The sequence below is a fragment of the Rhizobium herbae genome (assembly GCF_019511375.1).
In the GTDB taxonomy this organism is placed as follows: domain Bacteria; phylum Pseudomonadota; class Alphaproteobacteria; order Rhizobiales; family Rhizobiaceae; genus Pararhizobium; species Pararhizobium herbae_A.
In genome coordinates this window covers 512,359-529,910 of the sequence record NZ_JAEUAO010000001.1, presented here as the reverse complement: position 1 = coordinate 529,910, position 17,552 = coordinate 512,359, and the positions used below count along the sequence as shown (strand labels likewise).

Sequence of the window (17,552 nt, the reverse complement as noted above, 5' to 3'; positions counted from 1 at the left end):
AGTGATTAGTGAGCAGTGGTTCGGTGATTAGGTGGAGGAATAAACCACTCACTACTCACTACTCACTACTCACTATCCCTAATCCCTCAACCTCAACTCATCCGTCTGCATCTGCAGGAAATCGAGCGTCGAGAGGAAGCTCATGCCGAGCAGGCTCTGGTCGAGCTTGCCTGCCTCGGCGACGGTCGCGCGGATGTTGTTGCGGACGATCGGGCCGATGGCGACCTCGGCAAGGGTGACGGGGGCGGCACGGGCCGTGCCGTTGGCGGTGAGAACGGTCTGGGAATAGGTGAGGCCGGCTGGGCTGAGACCCAGCCTTTCGGCATCCTCGTAGGATATCGCGACGGTGCTCGCGCCGGTATCGACCAGCATCTGGACACTGGTACCGTTGATCGTTACCGGCGTTTCGAAATGGCCGTTCAGGACCTTGTGCAGCACGACTTCCTGGCGGCCCTCATTGTCGGTGAAGACCGTGGCCCGGCCGGGGATGAGGCCACCCGCCAGCCGGTTGCCGAAGGATTGCAGGTCCTGGCGGTAGAGATAGACCGACACGAGAACCAGGATGATCAGCACCCAGATGGCGAACTGGCGAAGGCTCTGGCCGATATGGTGCCGGCTTCGGAGGATGCCGGTGCTGATCAGGGCGGCGATGGCGCCAAGGGAGACGAGGCGGCCGAAGTCGTCGTTCATGATGCCGAAGGTGCGGCCGCTGTCGTGGTTCAGGATGAGAAAGACGAGCCCGACCGCCAGTATGCCGAGAAGGATGGCCAGCCGGTTCATTGCTGGTCGACCCGTTCGCGCGCCATGCGGGCCCGGCGTGTTTCGCGGCGCGGCTTGCGTTCCACCGTTTCGAGACGGGCGGGCAGGAGCTTCATGATGTTGCGGCGCTGTTCGGACGTATAGAGCGTCCAGGCACCGATTTCGTCGCGCGTGCGGCCGCAGCCGAAGCAGTAGCCGGTTTTCATGTCGATCGAACAGACGAGGATGCAGGGCGATTCCATTGAGGCGTAACGTCCATCAAGAGCGGTTCGAAATATATCGGCGTTTCAAATCGCCAGCGCAAGGGCGGCGAGAACCGCGATTTCGCTCAGTTGTTGTGTTGCGCCGATTGTGTCGCCCGTGTGGCCGCCGATCTTGCCGGCGACGATCTGGCTGAAGGCAGGCACGGTTGCGGCAAAGGCGGCGATGGAAAGCACCGCGGCAAGCAGCGAGACGCCCGAGACAAGCAGAAGAAGCGCCGCCAAAACGACGCCGAGAAAGAGAGCGAAGGTTACCGCAGCCGCATCCGGTTCGCCCGCTGACGCGGCGACGCCATCCTTGCGGGCCGGCGGCAGTTTCGACCAGTGCCAGACCATCGCCGTGCGGCTGAGTGCGGCGGCGGCAAGGACGAGCAGGCCGGCGCCGCTCGGCGACACCAGCGGGATTACCGCGGCAAGCGCCGAAACGCGTAGGCCGAAGGACAGAATGAGCGCGACCGCCCCGTAGGAGCCGATTCGGCTGTCCTTCATGATGCCCAGCGCGGTTTCCTTGGACCGGCCGCCTCCCAGGCCGTCGGCGGTGTCGCTGAGGGCGTCCTCGTGCAGGGCGCCGGTGATCAGCGCCTGGATCGCCACTGCGACGAAGGCGGTAAACAGGGGAGCCGCCTGGATGGCGCTGAAGATGGAGACGATCGCTGCGGCCGGCAGCACGATCAGCAGCCCCGCGACCGGGAAGGCGCGCACAGCCCGGCTCAAGCGTCCGTCGAAATTGACGAAATGGCGCTGCGGCATGTGGATGCGGCTGAGAAAGGCGACCGAGCGCGCCACGTCGTCGATGAAATCGCGGATATCGAACATTGGCTCCCCCTGGCGCTTTCCCGCGTTCGAGCAGATGCGGAAAAACGCACTGCTTGCTTACTCCGGAGCATCTTACCCGCTTGCAAGCGCTTGAAGAGGCTGCTCCAGCGATCTGCCCCTCGCGAATCGGTGTTTTCCGGCTGATCATGCGACGGCGACACGAACAGGCGCAAATGCCGTTGCCGGATTTCTCATCGCGCTCTATGAGGAAGCACCTTTGCGGGCGAAGCATCCGCTGACGACGAGACGACAAGAGGATACCGATCCATGAGTGCCAGCGGCCTGCCGTTCGACGATTTCCGTGAGTTGCTGCGCAATCTGCCAGGCCCCGACAGTGCGGCGCTGGTGGCGGCGCGCGAGCGTGATGCGCAACTGACCAAGCCGCCGGGTGCGCTCGGCCGGCTGGAGGAGATCGCCTTCTGGCTCGCCGCCTGGACGGGCAGGGCGCCCGCTGTCAACCGGCCGCTGGTGGCGATCTTTGCCGGCAATCACGGCGTGACCAAACAGGGCGTGACGCCTTTCCCGCCCTCGGTAACGGCGCAGATGGTCGAGAATTTCGCCGCCGGCGGCGCTGCCATCAACCAGATCTGCGTCAGCCATGATCTTGGACTGAAGGTGTTTGACCTGGCGCTGGATTATCCGACCGCCGATATCACCGAAGAGGCCGCGTTGTCGGAGCGCGACTGCGCGGCCACCATGGCCTTCGGCATGGAGGCAGTTGCCGGCGGCACCGATCTCCTGTGCATCGGCGAAATGGGCATCGGCAACACAACGATCGCGGCTGCGATCAATCTGGCGCTTTATGGCGGCACGGCCGAGGACTGGGTTGGTCCCGGCACCGGATCGCAGGGCGAGGTGCTGGCCCGCAAGATCGCCGCCGTCGAAAAGGCGGTAGCGCTGCATGCCGACCATCTGGCCGATCCGCTGGAAGTGCTGCGACGCCTCGGCGGTCGCGAGATCGCCGCCATGGCCGGCGCTATCCTCGCCGCACGCATGCAGAAGATCCCCGTCATCATCGACGGTTATGTGGCAACGACGGCCGCTGCCATTCTGCGGGCCGTCAATCCGGCAGCGCTCGACCACTGCCTGATCGGTCACGTTTCGGCCGAACCGGGGCATATGAAGGCGATCGAGATGCTCGGCAAGACGCCGCTTCTGGCGCTCGGCATGCGGCTCGGCGAAGGCACCGGTGCCGCCCTTGCGGCCGGGATCGTCAAGGCCGCCGCTGCCTGCCATTCGGGCATGGCGACGTTTGCCCAGGCCGGCGTCAGCAACAAGAGCTGACGGGCGCGGGATATCGCCACCGGTTGCAATGCAGGATACGGGGCGATGCCGGGATTTGGTCTCCGGTCCGGCAGGAAAGCCCGCCAATACCGTTAATTGCCGTGTCTGCCGCCATCGTCCGGCCATGATGGGGCTTGATACGGCATGCCTTCTAACTTATGCGGAGGCGGTGATTTTGATGGCAACCTGCAGCCGTTCGACAACATTCAGGCCGGTGTCAGAATTGCATGCTCGATGCATTCGCTCCACGCGGCGCTAGGAGAGCGAACATGTATCTGGACAGGGACTTTCGTGGCATGGGCAAGCCGGTAAAAAAACTGACGGGCATCGCGCATTTCTTCGCCGCCGCCAGCTACTCGCTGGGCGGCGCCAAGCGCCTGTTGGGGGAGGCGGCATTTCGCCACGAACTCATGGCCTTCGGGGCCGCCATGGTCGCCTTCGTCATCAGTGGCGCGACCTTCTTCCAATATGTCGCGATGCTGGTGCTGTTCCTGCTGATGATCGCCTTTGAAGCCCTGAACACGGCGATCGAGGAAATCGTCGATCGCGTCTCTCCCGAAATTTCCGAGATGGGCAAGAATGCCAAGGATCTCGGCTCGCTGGCCTGCCTCTGCGTCATCGTCGCCAATGCCGGCTACGCGGCCTATGTGGTCTTCCTATCGAAACTTTTTGCGATCTAGGCAGACATTCGTTGGGCAAGCCAACGATTCGTCTGCCTGGCTTTTCCGGCTGTGTCGCAGGTTTTGACCGGCAAGCCGCGGGACACCTTTCCGAAAGCCGGCCAGGCCCGCCGCGGTTTATTCCCGCCGCGGCATTCAAATTAAATTGAGCGGCGGCGCGGCCTGCCGGTGCGGATCAAAGTTGACGCGCAAGATCATAATTATATACCGGAGCCGCCGGGCAGGATGGTCCGGCCAAACATTTCGAGAGGCTTCCATGAAAATATCGACCCCGGGTGCCGCAGCCACGCTGGCGCTGGCCGCTGCGCTGCTTGGCGCGGCTGCCGTCAAGGCCGACGACATCGGCATCGTCGTCTACAATGCCCAGCACGAGAGCCTTGGTGTCGAATGGGCCGAGGCCTTCACCAAGGAAACCGGCATTCCGGTGACCCTGCGCAAGGGCAGCGACATGGAGTTCGCCAACCAGATCGTCCAGGAAGGTGCCGCATCGCCGGCCGACGTGTTCCTGACGGAGAATTCACCGGCCATGTCGCTGGTCGATGGGGCAGGCCTATTCGAGCCGGTCGCCGCCGACACGCTGGCTCAGGTGCCGGAGAATTTCCGTCCGTCCAATGGCCACTGGACCGGTATTGCTGCCCGCTCGACCGTGTTTGCCTACGACAAGACCAAGCTCAGCGAAGACAAGCTGCCGAAGTCGCTGCTCGAGCTTGCCGATCCGAGCTGGAAGGGCCGCTGGGCAGCATCGCCCTCCGGCGCCGATTTCCAGGCGATCGTCAGCGCGCTCCTGTCGCTGAAGGGCGAGGAAGCGACCGCGTCGTGGCTTGCGTCGATGAAGGAGAACTTCACGGCCTACAAGGGCAACTCGACGGCGATGAAGGCGGTCAATGCCGGCGAAGTCGAAGGCGCGGTGATCTATCACTATTACTATTTCGGCGATCAGGCAAAGACCGGCGAGAACAGCAAGAATGTGGCGCTGCATTTCTTCAAGAATGAAGACCCGGGCGCATTCGTCAGCATCTCCGGCGGCGGCGTGCTTGCGGCCAGCCAGCACAAGGAAAACGCCCAGAAATTCCTGAAGTGGCTGACGGGCAAGGGCGGCCAGGCGATCCTTCGCGACGGCACCTCCTTTGAATATGCCGTCGGCAACGGCGAAGCGTCGAACGCAGCGCTGCCTGCGCTCTCCGGACTGCAATACCCGAAGGTCGATCCGGCGACGCTGAACAGCGCAAAAGTCACGGACCTGATGACGGCGGCCGGTCTGCTGTGATAGGCAAGGTCTAAACCTGAACGGAACTCTCCGCTTAGGGACCATCATCCAGACTGCTGCAGAATTCCTCAAGCCGCAATTGCCTCGAGGAATCAGGCAGCAGTTTAAACGTGTTACAGCGTTTTCTTCGCGTTATATCCGGCGCGCGGCGCTGTGGCGGAAACATTCGCAGCGGCGCGTAAAGGACTGCTGCGAATGCCTTTTGAGAGCAGAGATCTTGAGCGCCACCGCGTTTCATGCCACGTCCCCTTCCGCCCTGCGGCGGTTGCCCGCCACCGCAAGAGCTTGCTCTCGGGTTCCCTACTTATGGGTCACGATCTTTGCGGGCTTCGTTTCGCTCGTCAGTCTCGTACCGCTCGGCTTCATCGTCTGGGTCACCCTGCAGACCGGTTGGGAGACCGCATCAAAACTGATTTTTCGCGGTCGTGTCGGCGAGCTGCTGATCAATACGGCGCTGCTCGAGCTCTGCACCATCCCGCTGACGATCGTGCTGTCGTTGGCGCTTGCGTGGCTGACGGAGCGGACCGACCTGCCCGGCGCTCGGCTTTGGGCCTGGCTTGCGGTGGCGCCGCTTGCGGTTCCGGCCTTCGTGCACAGCTATGCCTGGATCAGCCTGTTTCCCAGCCTGCACGGCCTGGCCGGGGGCGTGCTCGTATCGGTGCTCGCCTATTTCCCGTTCCTCTATCTGCCGATTGCAGCCCAACTCAGGCGTCTTGATCCGGCGATCGAGGATGCCGCCGCCTCGCTCGGGCTCAACCCGTGGCAGGTCTTCTTCCGTGCCATCCTGCCGCAGCTCAGGCTGGCGATCTGCGGCGGCTCGCTGCTGGTGGGCCTCCATCTTCTCGCCGAATACGGCCTCTACGTGATGATCCGTTTCGACACGTTCTCGACGGCGATCGTCGACCAGTTCCAGTCGGCCTTCAACGGCCCGGCGGCGAACATGCTGGCCGGCGTCCTCGTCGCCTGCTGCCTGCTGCTTCTCGGTATCGAAGTGCTCCTGCGCGGCGGCGAGCGCTATGCCCGCGTCGGTTCCGGCGCTGCGCGTCCGACAGACACGCGGCGGCTTGGCTGGATGGTCGTTCCGGCCCTTGCCCTCAACACCGCGACGGCGGCTCTGGCGATCGGGGTGCCGTTCGTCACCCTGACGCGCTGGCTTTATATCGGCGGCGCCGAGATCTGGCGGATCGATCTCCTTGGCGGCGCGTTCGGCCAGACCGTCTTCCTGGCCATCGCCGGCGGCGTGCTGGCGACGATCGCTGCTGCGCCGATGGCCTGGCTGTCGGTTCGGGCGCCCGGCCGGCTGCAGCGGATCTTCGAGGCCTGCCACTATTATGTCGGCGCGCTTCCCGGCGTGGTGGTGGCCCTTTCGCTGGTGACAATCACCGTGCAGCTGTTCCTGCCGCTCTACCAGACATTCGCGACCCTTTTCCTTGCCTATGTGCTGCTGTTCCTGCCGCGCGCCATGGTCGGCCTGCGCACCAGCATCGCGCAGGCGCCCGTCGAACTCGAACGCGCCGCGATGGCGCTCGGGCGCACGCCGTTCCAGGCGATTCGCGAGACGACGATGCGGCTGGCGGCACCGGGCGTTGCGGCGAGTACCGCGCTGGTGGCGCTCGGCATCGCCAACGAACTGACGGCGACGCTGATGCTGTCACCCACCGGCGTCGAGACCCTGGCCACCAAATTCTGGTCGCTCACCAGCGAGATCGACTATGTCGCGGCGGCACCCTATGCGGTGATGATGGTGCTTCTGTCGCTACCTTTGACCTTCCTCCTTTACATCCAATCCAGACGGGCAGCCGGGCAATGACGTTTCTGACCATCGATGCCATCAGCAAATCCTACGGCCCGACCGTGGCGCTGGACAGGATCGACATGAGGATCGAGGCGGGCGGCCGCACCGCGATCGTCGGACCCTCCGGCTCCGGCAAGACGACGCTCCTGCGCATCATTGCCGGTTTCGAGACGCCCGACAGCGGAGCGCTGGTGCTGGACGGAAAGGCGCTTGCCGGCAATGGCGCGCTCGTGCCAGCGCACAAGCGCGGTATCGGCATCGTTTCGCAGGACGGCGCGCTCTTCCCGCATCTGACGGTGGCCGACAATATCGGCTTCGGGCTGGCGAAGAAGGCTGCGGATCGTAACCAGCGGATCGCCGAGCTGATGGAGATGGTCGAGCTCGACGGCATCATGGCGGCACGGCGTCCTCACCAGCTTTCCGGCGGACAGCAGCAGCGTGTCGCATTGGCGCGGGCACTGGCGCTAAAGCCGCGGCTGATGCTGCTCGACGAGCCCTTCTCGGCACTCGATACGGGCTTGCGCGATACGATGCGGCGGACGGTGGCGCGGGTGCTGCGGGCGGCGGGTGCGACGGCGATCCTGGTGACGCATGACCAGGCAGAAGCGCTGTCCTTTGCCGATCAGGTGGCCGTGCTGCGGCAGGGACGGCTCGTCCAATTCGGGCCGCCGCGGGCGCTTTACGGAAAGCCGCGCGACCGCGAAACAGCGACCTTCCTCGGCGAGGCCATCCTGCTCGACGCCGATATCGTGCCTGGCCGCGCGCAGTGCATTCTGGGTTCACTCGCGGTGGAGCCGGGGACGAAAACGGGGCAGGCGACGATCATGCTGCGCCCCGAACAGATCCGGCTGACGACGGCTGTTGCCGGGCGCGAGCCGGATGGCCCTTGCGGGCGCATCGACGACGTGGAGTTCGGCGGCGGCGACTGCACGGTTCTCGTCCGGATCGACCGCACCGATCGCGCCATGCCGGATTTCCTGTCGATCAAATGTGTCGGCTTCGAGATTCCCGGGCCGGGCGATCTGGTGCGGATCAGCGTCCACGGCCCGGCGCATGTGCTGGCCGATTGACGCGCAAATGTCGCTGCAGACTTTGCAGTCGGCCCCCCCGTTGTCGGTGACGCCGAACCGCTGCACGCGGTTGCAGGCCTCAGGCGAAGCTTTTCTTGCGTCGCTCGACCGCCGGCGCGTCCTCGACGGCGGGGATGCTCTGCAGCACCCGCTTTGAAGGCAGGATGGCAATGGCTTCCGTGCCTTCGCGCAGCTTGGATCGCAGGATGAACTGGCCGTTGTGCTTGGCAAGGATCGCCTGCACGATCGGCAGACCGAGGCCGGTTCCCTGTTCGGCGCTCTTGATGGCGATCGACCCCTGGCCGAAGGCCGAGAGCACCACCGGGATTTCGTCTTCGGGAATGCCGGGGCCATTGTCCTTGATGGAAAGATACTGACCGCCGCCGGCCGTCCAGCCGGCCTTCACCGAAATCTCGCCGCCGGACGGCGTGAACTTGACGGCGTTCGACAGGAGATTGAGCGTCACCTGACGAATCGACTTCTCATCGACCCAGATCGCCGGCATACCGTGTTCGAACTGCTCGGTGATGGTGATGTTCTTCGTGCGGGCGCGCAGCTGCACCATGCCGATGCAATCCTCGGCGATTTCGACCAGGTGGACGGCTTCCTCATTGAGGTCGTATTTACCGGCCTCGATGCGCGACAGATCGAGAATCTCGTTGATCAGGTCGAGCAGGTGCTGGCCGGAGCGATGGATGTCGCCGGTATATTCCTTGTAGATCGGATTGTTGAGCGGCCCGAGCACCTCGGTCGACATGACTTCGGAAAAGCCGAGGATGGCGTTGAGCGGCGTGCGCAGCTCGTGTGACATCGAGGCAAGGAAGCGGGATTTGGCAAGGTTTGCCTCCTCGGCGCGCCGGCGCGCTTCGTCCGACATCGACTTGGCGACTTCGAGTTCGGCGATCAGATCATCCTTTTCGGATTGCATCGACAGAATATGGATGTTTGCACGATGCATGCGGTTCGTCATGAAGACGAGGAAGATCAGCGACGTCGAAACGACCGCGGTCAGGGCCAGGTAACCGGGGCTGCCGGTCCTGATCGTCAGGCCGGCAAGCACAAGCATGACCGGAATGAAGGTGAAGAGCAGGGCATTGCGCAGCAGAAACGTGCCCATCGCCGTTGCTGCAAGCGCGATCAAGAGGACGGCGCCCTTGTAGAAGCCGAAATTGACCTCGCCGCAGCTGTTGCAGTCCTGAAGCATGAAGGCTGCCCAGCTGAGGCCGAGAACGATCTGCACGATCAGGAAGCGGCGGCGCCACTGGGACACTTTTTCCGCAGGGATTTCGCGGCCCTTGGCCCGGCGTGCCAGGAGGATGCCGATCGCATGAACACAGAGCGTCATCAGGCCCCAGGCGACGATGTCGAGGCTTTGCGAGAGATAGATACCGACGCCGGTCACCAGAGAGAGGAAGATCGGCATGGCGATGGCGCCCTGCAGCATCGAATCGATATGGAACCCGAGCATCTCCCTGGCAAAACCGGACGCATGTGACGGGCCGGCCTGGAGCCGTTCGCGGGTCGCGCGCACGGCTTTCGACACAGCCTTGTTGCGATGGCTGCGCGACTTGTCGACAATGATCTTGTCGGTCGAGGTGCTGACGCCCTTACTCATGATCTCAAACGCGCTCACGGAATCCGTTGAAGTTTAAGAGGAAATCCTTAAGAAGTTGCTGCGATTTCTTGTTTTTGGAGGCGCCTTGCGTAAGGTGCGCGGACGATTTTCTGCAGGAAGCGAGACCATGAAGCGCCGGGCGAGCGTCATCCGCGATCTTCTCCTGACGGTTTCGATCTTTCTTTTTCTCGGGCTGGTCGTGACGCGCCTCGACGCGAGCCGTCAGGAACTAAGCTCGGGCCGCGCCAAGGTTATCGATGGCGATACGCTTGTCCTTGGCGGCAAGCGTATCAGGCTCGTCGGTATCGATGCGCCGGAGCTTCGCCAGATCTGTCGGCGCGACGATCAGCCGTGGCCTTGCGGCCAGGCGGCCAGGGACCATCTGGCCACCCTGATCGGCGATGCGGGCACGATGTGCGAAGCAGGCGGCAGCGACCGCTACGGCCGGCTTCTCGCGACGTGCTCGTCGGGCGGCCGCGACCTCAATGCCGCGATGGTCGGTTCGGGCTATGCCGTTGCCTTCGGCGACTACGAGGCCGATGAGGACGCTGCGAGGACGAAGCGGCTCGGCATATGGGCAGGCACGTTCGATGCCCCGCGCACATGGCGTCAGACCCATGGCGGAATGGATGAGGCACCCCATATACCGGACGGCTGGCTGGACACTGCAATGTCGCGGCTCGGTGCATGGTGGAAGACCTGAGCGTCGCTTGGAATCGTTCGGACGGGTCGATTCGCCGCGTTTGCGGACGCACTCCAAGATTTCAAGGCTTGAGGGAATGGCAGACAAGCAAAGGGATGATCTGGCGGATCTGCGCGCGGCGATTGCCGCCTGCCGGATCTGCCGCGACACGCCGGCGCGCGGCCCTAATCATCGGCTGCCGCATGAACCGCGCCCGGTCGCGGTGATCTCGCCTGCGGCGCGCATCCTGATCTGCGGCCAGGCACCGGGCCTGCGTGTCCATGAAAGCGGGCTGCCGTTCAACGATGCGTCCGGCGACCGGCTCCGGCAATGGCTTCAGGTGACCCGGGATCAGTTCTATGATCCGCGCCTGTTTGCCATCGTGCCGATGGGCTTCTGTTTTCCAGGCTACGACGACAAGGGCAGCGATCTGCCGCCGCGCCGGGAATGCGCGCCGCGATGGCGGCAGGCGGCCATGGATGCCATGCCGCAGATCGAGCTCGTGCTCGCCATCGGCCAGTATGCGCAAGGCTGGCACCTCGGCGACCGCCGCAGCGCGACGATGACAGAGACGGTGCGCAACTGGCGCACCCATCTTGGCTCGAACAGCGGACCGGCGGTGCTGGCCCTGCCGCATCCGAGCTGGCGCAATACCGGTTGGCTGAAGAAAAATCCGTGGTTCGAGGCCGAGGTCCTGCCAGTCCTTCGCGAGCGGGTGAAAAAATTGATTGTCTGAAACAATTTTCTTCCATTTGGCGTTTTTCACGATATAGAGAGAAAAATATTCGAAAGGACCTTTCATGGATCGTCTTGACCGCAAAATCCTGCGCCTTTTGCAGGAGGATTCCACCCTCGCTGTTGCCGACCTCGCCAAGAAGGTCGGCCTCTCCACCACGCCGTGCTGGCGCCGGATCCAGAAGATGGAGGAGGATGGCGTCATTCGCGGTCGGGTCGCCTTGCTCGATCCGGTGAAGATCAACACCAAGGTGACGGTCTTCGTTTCCGTCCGCACGAACGCGCACTCGATCGAATGGCTGCGGCGCTTCTCGGAGGTTGTCGTCGAGTTTCCGGAGGTGGTGGAGTTCTACCGCATGAGCGGTGATGTCGACTATCTGCTGCGCGTCGTCGTGCCCGATATTGCCGCCTACGACGCCTTCTACAAGCGACTGATCGCGAAGATCGAAATCCGCGACGTGTCGTCGGCTTTTGCGATGGAGCAGATCAAGTACACGACGCAACTGCCGCTCGACTACATGCAGATCGAGCAGGCCAAATCCAGCGACGAGTAGCCCGGGGCGACTACGGCTTCAGGCGATCGAGCACGGCGGCGCTGGTCAGCTCGCGGACGGCATCCTTGCCAATCCACCGGGCGCTGCGGTCCTCTCCTGCAGCGAGGGCCTCGGCCAGCAACAGGGCAGGGCGATGGCAATAGGCGTTGCGCTTGCCGATCTGGCGTAGCGCCCAGTTCACGGCTTTCCTGACAAAGTTGCGCTCGTCGCCGGCATGGGCTTCGACGAGGGCAAGCCAGGCGAGGATCGTGTCGTCCGGCTCGTCCTTCAGGTGAACGGCGCTGACGGCGATCATTACAAAGGCAGACCGCCGGACGAATTCACGTTCGTCGGCGGCAAATTCCGGGATGAGGATGCCTTCCAGCCGGGCACCGACAAAGAGGTCGGCGACGCCGTCGACGATTTCCCAGGAGTTGAAATCGCCGGCCCAGTGTCTGGCCGTCTCCACGGTCAGCACCTTCGGTTCGGCCGTGAAAGAGGCAAGCAGCCGCGCCTCGCGGATGCCGCTCCCCCACAGCGCCAGCGCGCGGTCATGATCCCCCTTGATCACCCTTGCGATCCGTCGCAGTTCGGCATTGGAGATGCCGAGCGCGGTCGCAGTTTCGATGCCGAAACGTGCCATCCCGGCCCGGTTTTCCTCCCGCTGGAGCGATTTCAGATGGTCGATCACCGCGTCTGCCGGAGAGGAAGGCGACAGCGTCATTTTTCCAGCCGCGCCAGCAGCGAGGACGTGTCCCAGCGCTTGCCGCCGAGCGCCTGGACCTCGGCATAGAACTGATCGACGAGGGCCGTGACCGGCAATTTCGCGCCGTTGCGGCGGGCTTCGGCGAGCAGGATGTCGAGGTCCTTGCGCATCCAGTCGACGGCGAAGCCGAAATCATATTTGCCGGCGTTCATGGTCTTGTGGCGGTTTTCCATCTGCCAGGAGCCGGCAGCCCCCTTGGAGATGACGTCGACGACCTTCTCGATATCGAGACCGGCCTTCTTGCCGAAGTGGATGCCTTCGGCGAGCCCCTGGACGAGGCCGGCGATGCAGATCTGGTTGACCATCTTGGTCAACTGGCCGGAGCCTGCCGGACCCATCAGGCCGACCATGCGCGCATAGGCGTCGATGATCGGTTTGGCGCGTTCGAAGACATCGGGATCGCCGCCGCACATCACCGTCAGAACGCCGTTTTCTGCGCCGGCCTGGCCGCCCGACACCGGGGCGTCGATGAAGTGGAAGCCGCCGGCTGTTGCGGCGACGTCAAGCTCGCGGGCAACTTCGGCCGACGCGGTCGTGTTGTCGATGAAGACGGCGCCCTTCGCGATGGCTTCGAAGGCCCCGTCCTTGCCGGTCGTCACCGCGCGCAGGTCGTCGTCATTGCCGACGCAGCAGAAGACGAAATCGGCGCCAGCGGCTGCCTTAGCCGGTGTCGGCGCGGCGCGGCCGCCGAATTCCGCTGCCCATTTCTCGGCTTTCGCGATCGTGCGGTTGTAGACCGTCAATTCGTGGCCGCCCTTGACCTTCAGGTGACCGGCCATCGGATACCCCATGACGCCGAGACCGATGAATGCGACTTTAGCCATTCCATAACTCCTGTATCCCGTATCGCGAGAGACTTAGCGGAAATGGTCGAGAGGCGGAAGTGAGAACGCCGCCTGTGCTGCCGCAATTCATGGAAAGCAACATCAGGATGCCGGGACGAACGAACTCAGGGTGAAATAAGCGACTGCACCAGCCGCGATGGCCGCAAGCGTCGCCAAAGCGAGCGTTGTTGCATAGGGTCCTCTGCCGCCCGCCGTGAATGCCAGCACGACTTTCGTCATGAGATTGACCACCACCGCGATCAGGATCGCCGCGACCGCGGCGGCAACATCGACCGAGGTGCCCGTCATACGCGCCGCCGAAAGGGTGATGGCGTCGACATCCATCAGGCCCGATACGGCCGCGACTGCAAACAGCATGGCCTGGCCGATCCTGTCGACCAGAACCTTCGACACCACGATCACGGCGCCAAGCAGGGCGCCGAAACGCAGCACCTCGCCAAGCTCGAATGGATTTTCCAGTTGAAGATCGGGTGCACCATGCTTGCCGTTACCACGGCGGACGATCAAGAAGCTTGCGGCCAGCATGACAAGTACGGCTGGCACCAGCGCAGTCGCGAGCGGTATCAGCAGGACGGGCGCCATGACGGCGCCGATGACGAGGACGCGGATGAGCGACAGCGCCCCGGCAATGGTGGCGCCGGAGGCCAACTGCCGGGCACTCTCCGGCGCCTCGGCGGCGAAGCGGGCAAAGGACAGTGTCAGCGCCGTGGAGGAGGCCAGTCCGCCGGCGGCACCGGCAAACAGGATGCCGCGACTGGGTCCGGCGAAACGGATGGCGACATAACCGGTAAAGGAAATGGCGGCGATCGTGACCGTCAGCAGCCACAGTGCGAAGGGGTTCAAGGCGTCCCAGGGATCGATGGTTTCATTCGGCAGGAGCGGCAGGGCGACGAGCGTCATGGCCAGAAGAATGAGGGCTGCCCTGATCTCCAGCCAGGTCAATTGCTTCAAGAAACCATGGAGGCTGCGCTTGGCGGCGAGCAACGCGGTGGTTATCACCCCGCCGGCCGCCGCGGCCCGCACGTCGCCGAGCACCGCCGTCGCGCCCAGCGCAAAGACAACGAAGGCGGCGACGACGGTCGTGGCGCCATAATCCTCGTCTGCCTCGGCCTCCCGCAGTTTGAAGACGATGAAGGCAGCGCCGAAAAGGAGCAGCAACACCGCTGGCAGGATGGGGCCGGCGAGTGTCTGGATATAGCCGGCGAACCCGCCGAGAAGGCCCGAAAGGCCGAACGTGCGGATACCGGCGGTTCTGCCGCCCGAGGGCACGTCGCGGTCCTGCCAGCCCCTCTCGCAGCCCACGAGGAGGCCGATCGCGAGTGCCACGCCGAGACGCTGGAAGACTTCAACAATTTCCATCACAGAATAATAGGCCCAGGCGGTGTCAGGGCAAGAGCGGCATACCTGGCTTCCACCGGCGGTCGTTCGAGAGGCGGCATGGGAGAATGATTTTTTGTCTGAACGGAATTTGCAGACCGCCCTTTTCCGGGATGCCGGCCGTTTTTGATATTAATATTGTATATAGTTTCAGTAGATTGATCCAGTGTTGCTGACAGTGGCGCTGCCTGTGATGCGCCAGCCGAACCGAGAGGGATCCATCATGTTCACACGCAGACAGTCATTATCGCTTTTCGGGACCGCCGCGCTCGCGGCGGCGCTGCCAGGAACCGGCCGTGCCGCGTCCGAACCGTTGAAGCAATTGCGGTTCGGCTGGCAGAAGAACGGCGTCCTGGCGCTGGCCAAGGGAACCGGCGCACTGGAGAAACGTTTCGCTGATCGCGGCATTTCTATCACCTGGGCGGAATTTTCCTCCGGCCCGCCGTTGCTCGAGGCGCTTGGCGCCGGTGCTGTCGATTTCGGCCCGACCGGCGATGTTCCGCCGCTGTTTGCGCAGGCGGCCGGCGGAAACCTGCGCTATGCGGGGACTTACAAGGGCTCCGCCGCAGGTTCGGGGATCCTTGTGCACACCGATTCCCCGATCCAGTCGATCGGTGACCTGAAGGGCAAGCGCGTGGCGTTCAAGCGCGGATCGAGCGCCCATAACTTCACCGTCAAGGCGCTGCGCACGGCAGGCCTCGGCATCACCGACATCGAGGCGGCCGACCTTTCGCCTTCCGATGCGGCGGCAGCCTTTGCCAGCAAACAGATCGATGCCTGGGCGATCTGGGATCCTTACTACGCCGTCGCCGAAAAGACCCCGCAGACGCGGGTGCTGACGACGGCCGAGGGGATCGCCGAGAGCTGGAGCTATTTCCTCAGCAATGGCGATTTCACCGCCGCGCACGGCGATGTGCTGCTCGAGGTCCTCGACGAACTGGGAAAGGTCGGGGCCGCGGCGCAAAACGATCTCGATGGCACCGTCGCGGCGCTGTCGAAGATCACCGGCGTGCCGGAGGACATCCAGCGCGTGGTATTGACGCGCAAGGGCTTCAACCTTGCTGCGGTCTCGACCGTCGGCCCGGAGGCGGCGGCCTATCAGCAGGCACTGGCCGACGAGTTCTACGCATTGCAGATCATTCCGAAAAAGCTGACGGTCGGCGACATCATCTGGAACGGCCGGGCAAGCTGAGCGAGGGATGATGCACACCTGCGGACGGACGAACGAGGCATCCGTCCGCGGGTTGGCACCATCATCCGGTCGCGATTGGGCCGGCAAACAGCCGCGCTGTAAAGATAGTCAGCCCCGCAGCTTTGCAATCACCAGATGGCCGGTGATCGGTTCGCCTTCTTCCATGCGCACGATGATGTCGGTGAGTTCGACGATGTCGAAGCCGATGGCGTCGAGGCGTTCGCGGACATAGCTTTCGGCATGGGCGAAGCGCTGGTGCGGGCCGACCATGAAGGTGCGACCGGCGAAGGTTTCCGCGGGCAGGGTTTCGCTTGAGAAGATGAACAGGCCGCCCGGGTTCATGTTTTCGGCGGCACCGAAAAACAGCGCCTCGAGCGCGCCGAGATAGGGCAGCACGTCGGTCGCTGTGATCAGGTCGAAGGGTTCGTCGTCATTGTCCTCAAGGAAATCGACGACCTCGGCGACATAGAGCGTCTCGTAGAGGTCCTTCTCGTGGGCGATCTCGACCATGTTCTCCGACAGGTCGATGCCGGTGATATCGTCTGCCATGTCGCGCAGCGCGCCGCCGGTGAGACCCGTGCCGCAGCCGAGATCGAGCATGCGGGCAAACGGGCCGAGCTTCAGAGCCTGCAGCCGTTGGCGCACCATCATCGGCACGTGATAATCGAGCTGCTCGACGAGCACGTCCTCGAAGACATCGGCGTGCTGGTCGAAGAGGGTGGCTACATAGGCGTCCGGCGCCTTGTCGGGCGTTTCGCCACGACCCATCGAAGCGATGCGGACGGCCGCGCCGCCGTGATCGTCCGGATCGATCGCCAGCACTTCCTCATAGGCTTTCACCGCCGCATCGACATTGCCGGATTTCTCCAGGGCGAGGGCGCGGTTATAGGCTTCGGCGAGGGCTTCTTCATCGATCTTCTGCATGGCGGCGTCTTTACGGCGCCGTTGCCAATTTGGCAATGCGAAAACCCGCGCGCGCAGGCGTTTGCGGTTCGAAATGCGTTTATCGCCGCGAAATTTGGGCGCATGATGGGCAAAACCAACAAAATTCAGGAGGAAATGATCCATGGCTGCGGAATTCAGCCCCGTCGAGCTGCTGAAGGACGGCAGCGATGCCAAAAGCCCGCCCCTGCCGACAACGTCGCCGGAAGTCCTGACCGCGCTCGTCCATTACTATCGCGGCGAGATCGGCCGAATGGCGGGCTGGCGAGACCGCATCGATCGGACGTCGAACTGGGCCATCACCGTGGTGGCCGCACTGCTTTCGGTTTCCCTGTCGGCGCCGACGTCCCATCACGGCGTGTTGCTGTTTGCGATGCTTCTCGTCTCGCTGCTTTTGCTCATCGAAGCGCGGCGATACCGTTTCTTCGACGTCTATCGCGCGCGCGTTCGGCGGATGGAGCGCGGCTATTTTGCCCAGATTCTCTGTCCGCAGGCGCCCTTCAAGGTGAACTGGGCGGCGCCGATCGCCGACAGCCTGCGGCGGCCGGCCTTCCTGATGACCTATCGTGCGGCAGTCTGTCGACGGTTGCGGCGCAACTATTGCTGGATGTACCTGATTCTGCTTCTGGCCTGGGCCTTGAAGATCTCGTCCCCTGTTCTCCAGCCCGACGGCAGCGAGGCGCGGCATGTGCGCTCCCTCGCCGGTCTCGCCGCCAATGCCGCGCTCGGCCCTGTTTCCGGCTGGCTGGTGCTCGGCCTTGTCGTCCTGTTCTATGCTGCCATGACCTATGCGGCGCTTGCCAGGGAGCCCGGCGAGGGCGAACTGGCGCACGGCGAGGTTCATGTGTGATCGCGTGAAACAAGCAGGCTGATGGCATGTGCAGGATTTCTTGATTGCGATCCCGCACCGCTGCTGATTTTATCGCGCCTTCAG

The 17,552-nt window shown here is 63.5% G+C and carries 18 protein-coding genes; 10 read left to right on the top strand and 8 right to left on the bottom strand.

Annotation, left to right across the window (positions count from 1 at the left end; translation table 11 throughout):
- Positions 1-78: 78 nt before the first annotated feature.
- The 3 genes from JNB71_RS02580 to JNB71_RS02570 are packed head-to-tail and all read right to left on the bottom strand — an operon-like array spanning position 79 to position 1,835.
- Entirely contained in the window at positions 79-780 is a 702-nt protein-coding gene (locus JNB71_RS02580; protein ID WP_220370269.1) for a retropepsin-like aspartic protease family protein, read from the bottom strand.
- Positions 777-1,001 carry a DUF1289 domain-containing protein gene (locus tag JNB71_RS02575; RefSeq protein WP_220370268.1) on the bottom strand — a complete coding sequence of 75 codons (225 nt, stop codon included), beginning with the start codon at positions 999-1,001 and terminating at the stop codon, positions 777-779. The genes JNB71_RS02580 and JNB71_RS02575 overlap by 4 nt, the downstream gene beginning before the upstream one ends.
- Before the next feature lie 45 nt (positions 1,002-1,046).
- The gene (locus JNB71_RS02570) at positions 1,047-1,835 is read right to left on the bottom strand and encodes an adenosylcobinamide-GDP ribazoletransferase (protein WP_220370267.1); all 789 of its coding nucleotides are present in this window, start codon (positions 1,833-1,835) and stop codon (positions 1,047-1,049) included.
- 267 nt (positions 1,836-2,102) lie between these two features.
- Here JNB71_RS02570 and cobT point away from each other — a divergent pair, with 267 nt between their 5' ends.
- The 5 genes from cobT (at position 2,103) to JNB71_RS02545 (ending at position 7,931) form a co-directional block, all read left to right on the top strand.
- The gene (gene cobT, locus JNB71_RS02565; RefSeq protein WP_220370266.1) at positions 2,103-3,119 is read left to right on the top strand and encodes a nicotinate-nucleotide--dimethylbenzimidazole phosphoribosyltransferase; all 1,017 of its coding nucleotides are present in this window, start codon (positions 2,103-2,105) and stop codon (positions 3,117-3,119) included.
- A gap of 269 nt (positions 3,120-3,388) precedes the next feature.
- Positions 3,389-3,799, top strand: coding sequence for a diacylglycerol kinase (locus JNB71_RS02560; RefSeq protein WP_220370265.1), 411 nt, complete (start codon positions 3,389-3,391; stop codon positions 3,797-3,799).
- A 256-nt stretch (positions 3,800-4,055) separates the two neighbouring features.
- Positions 4,056-5,066, top strand: coding sequence for an iron ABC transporter substrate-binding protein (locus JNB71_RS02555; RefSeq protein WP_220370264.1), 1,011 nt, complete (start codon positions 4,056-4,058; stop codon positions 5,064-5,066).
- A 256-nt stretch (positions 5,067-5,322) separates the two neighbouring features.
- Positions 5,323-6,876, top strand: coding sequence for an ABC transporter permease (locus tag JNB71_RS02550; RefSeq protein WP_220371123.1), 1,554 nt, complete (start codon positions 5,323-5,325; stop codon positions 6,874-6,876).
- Positions 6,873-7,931 carry an ABC transporter ATP-binding protein gene (locus JNB71_RS02545; RefSeq protein WP_220370263.1) on the top strand — a complete coding sequence of 353 codons (1,059 nt, stop codon included), beginning with the start codon at positions 6,873-6,875 and terminating at the stop codon, positions 7,929-7,931. The genes JNB71_RS02550 and JNB71_RS02545 overlap by 4 nt, the downstream gene beginning before the upstream one ends.
- Before the next feature lie 79 nt (positions 7,932-8,010).
- Here the strand turns inward: JNB71_RS02545 and JNB71_RS02540 are convergent, their stop codons facing one another.
- Entirely contained in the window at positions 8,011-9,546 is a 1,536-nt protein-coding gene (locus JNB71_RS02540) for a sensor histidine kinase (RefSeq protein WP_220370262.1), read from the bottom strand.
- A gap of 127 nt (positions 9,547-9,673) precedes the next feature.
- On the opposite strand from JNB71_RS02540, the gene JNB71_RS02535 reads away from it, so the two are divergent.
- The 3 genes from JNB71_RS02535 (at position 9,674) to JNB71_RS02525 (ending at position 11,517) form a co-directional block, all read left to right on the top strand.
- Positions 9,674-10,249: a thermonuclease family protein gene (locus JNB71_RS02535; RefSeq protein ID WP_220370261.1), complete on the top strand. Its 576-nt coding sequence runs from the start codon at positions 9,674-9,676 to the stop codon at positions 10,247-10,249.
- Positions 10,250-10,325: 76 nt separating this feature from the next.
- Positions 10,326-10,964 carry a uracil-DNA glycosylase family protein gene (locus JNB71_RS02530; protein WP_220370260.1) on the top strand — a complete coding sequence of 213 codons (639 nt, stop codon included), beginning with the start codon at positions 10,326-10,328 and terminating at the stop codon, positions 10,962-10,964.
- Between the two features lie 64 nt (positions 10,965-11,028).
- The gene (locus tag JNB71_RS02525; protein ID WP_220370259.1) at positions 11,029-11,517 is read left to right on the top strand and encodes an Lrp/AsnC family transcriptional regulator; all 489 of its coding nucleotides are present in this window, start codon (positions 11,029-11,031) and stop codon (positions 11,515-11,517) included.
- 10 nt (positions 11,518-11,527) lie between these two features.
- Here JNB71_RS02525 and JNB71_RS02520 read toward each other — a convergent pair whose 3' ends face one another.
- From JNB71_RS02520 to JNB71_RS02510, 3 genes are all read right to left on the bottom strand, one after another.
- Complete coding sequence (locus JNB71_RS02520; RefSeq protein ID WP_220370258.1) at positions 11,528-12,220, bottom strand: DNA alkylation repair protein; 693 nt, start codon at positions 12,218-12,220, stop codon at positions 11,528-11,530.
- On the bottom strand, positions 12,217-13,086 hold the full coding sequence (locus JNB71_RS02515; RefSeq protein ID WP_220370257.1) for an NAD(P)-dependent oxidoreductase: 870 nt from the start codon (positions 13,084-13,086) through the stop codon (positions 12,217-12,219). Before JNB71_RS02515 ends, JNB71_RS02520 begins: the two co-directional genes overlap by 4 nt.
- A gap of 102 nt (positions 13,087-13,188) precedes the next feature.
- A complete protein-coding gene (locus tag JNB71_RS02510; RefSeq protein WP_220370256.1) occupies positions 13,189-14,466 on the bottom strand; it encodes an MgtC/SapB family protein in 1,278 nt (425 codons plus the stop codon).
- Positions 14,467-14,707: 241 nt separating this feature from the next.
- On the opposite strand from JNB71_RS02510, the gene JNB71_RS02505 reads away from it, so the two are divergent.
- On the top strand, positions 14,708-15,676 hold the full coding sequence (locus JNB71_RS02505; RefSeq protein WP_220370255.1) for an aliphatic sulfonate ABC transporter substrate-binding protein: 969 nt from the start codon (positions 14,708-14,710) through the stop codon (positions 15,674-15,676).
- A gap of 108 nt (positions 15,677-15,784) precedes the next feature.
- On the opposite strand, the gene JNB71_RS02500 is transcribed toward JNB71_RS02505, so the two are convergent.
- Entirely contained in the window at positions 15,785-16,600 is an 816-nt protein-coding gene (locus tag JNB71_RS02500) for a class I SAM-dependent DNA methyltransferase (protein WP_220370254.1), read from the bottom strand.
- A 142-nt stretch (positions 16,601-16,742) separates the two neighbouring features.
- Here JNB71_RS02500 and JNB71_RS02495 point away from each other — a divergent pair, with 142 nt between their 5' ends.
- Positions 16,743-17,468 (top strand): DUF2270 domain-containing protein, encoded by a 726-nt coding sequence (locus tag JNB71_RS02495; RefSeq protein WP_220370253.1) that lies wholly within the window; start codon positions 16,743-16,745, stop codon positions 17,466-17,468.
- Positions 17,469-17,552 lie beyond the last annotated feature (84 nt).

Coding starts and splice junctions, on each gene's coding strand:
- JNB71_RS02570 (WP_220370267.1), bottom strand. CDS start 1,835: ATGTTCGATATCCGCGATTTCATCGACGACGTGGCGCGCTCGGTCGCC.
- JNB71_RS02560 (WP_220370265.1), top strand. CDS start 3,389: ATGTATCTGGACAGGGACTTTCGTGGCATGGGCAAGCCGGTAAAAAAA.
- JNB71_RS02535 (WP_220370261.1), top strand. CDS start 9,674: ATGAAGCGCCGGGCGAGCGTCATCCGCGATCTTCTCCTGACGGTTTCG.
- JNB71_RS02525 (WP_220370259.1), top strand. CDS start 11,029: ATGGATCGTCTTGACCGCAAAATCCTGCGCCTTTTGCAGGAGGATTCC.
- JNB71_RS02555 (WP_220370264.1), top strand. CDS start 4,056: ATGAAAATATCGACCCCGGGTGCCGCAGCCACGCTGGCGCTGGCCGCT.
- JNB71_RS02510 (WP_220370256.1), bottom strand. CDS start 14,466: ATGGAAATTGTTGAAGTCTTCCAGCGTCTCGGCGTGGCACTCGCGATC.
- JNB71_RS02520 (WP_220370258.1), bottom strand. CDS start 12,220: ATGACGCTGTCGCCTTCCTCTCCGGCAGACGCGGTGATCGACCATCTG.
- JNB71_RS02500 (WP_220370254.1), bottom strand. CDS start 16,600: ATGCAGAAGATCGATGAAGAAGCCCTCGCCGAAGCCTATAACCGCGCC.
- cobT (WP_220370266.1), top strand. CDS start 2,103: ATGAGTGCCAGCGGCCTGCCGTTCGACGATTTCCGTGAGTTGCTGCGC.
- JNB71_RS02515 (WP_220370257.1), bottom strand. CDS start 13,086: ATGGCTAAAGTCGCATTCATCGGTCTCGGCGTCATGGGGTATCCGATG.
- JNB71_RS02540 (WP_220370262.1), bottom strand. CDS start 9,546: ATGAGTAAGGGCGTCAGCACCTCGACCGACAAGATCATTGTCGACAAG.
- JNB71_RS02505 (WP_220370255.1), top strand. CDS start 14,708: ATGTTCACACGCAGACAGTCATTATCGCTTTTCGGGACCGCCGCGCTC.
- JNB71_RS02580 (WP_220370269.1), bottom strand. CDS start 780: ATGAACCGGCTGGCCATCCTTCTCGGCATACTGGCGGTCGGGCTCGTC.
- JNB71_RS02545 (WP_220370263.1), top strand. CDS start 6,873: ATGACGTTTCTGACCATCGATGCCATCAGCAAATCCTACGGCCCGACC.
- JNB71_RS02530 (WP_220370260.1), top strand. CDS start 10,326: ATGGCAGACAAGCAAAGGGATGATCTGGCGGATCTGCGCGCGGCGATT.
- JNB71_RS02575 (WP_220370268.1), bottom strand. CDS start 1,001: ATGGAATCGCCCTGCATCCTCGTCTGTTCGATCGACATGAAAACCGGC.
- JNB71_RS02495 (WP_220370253.1), top strand. CDS start 16,743: ATGGCTGCGGAATTCAGCCCCGTCGAGCTGCTGAAGGACGGCAGCGAT.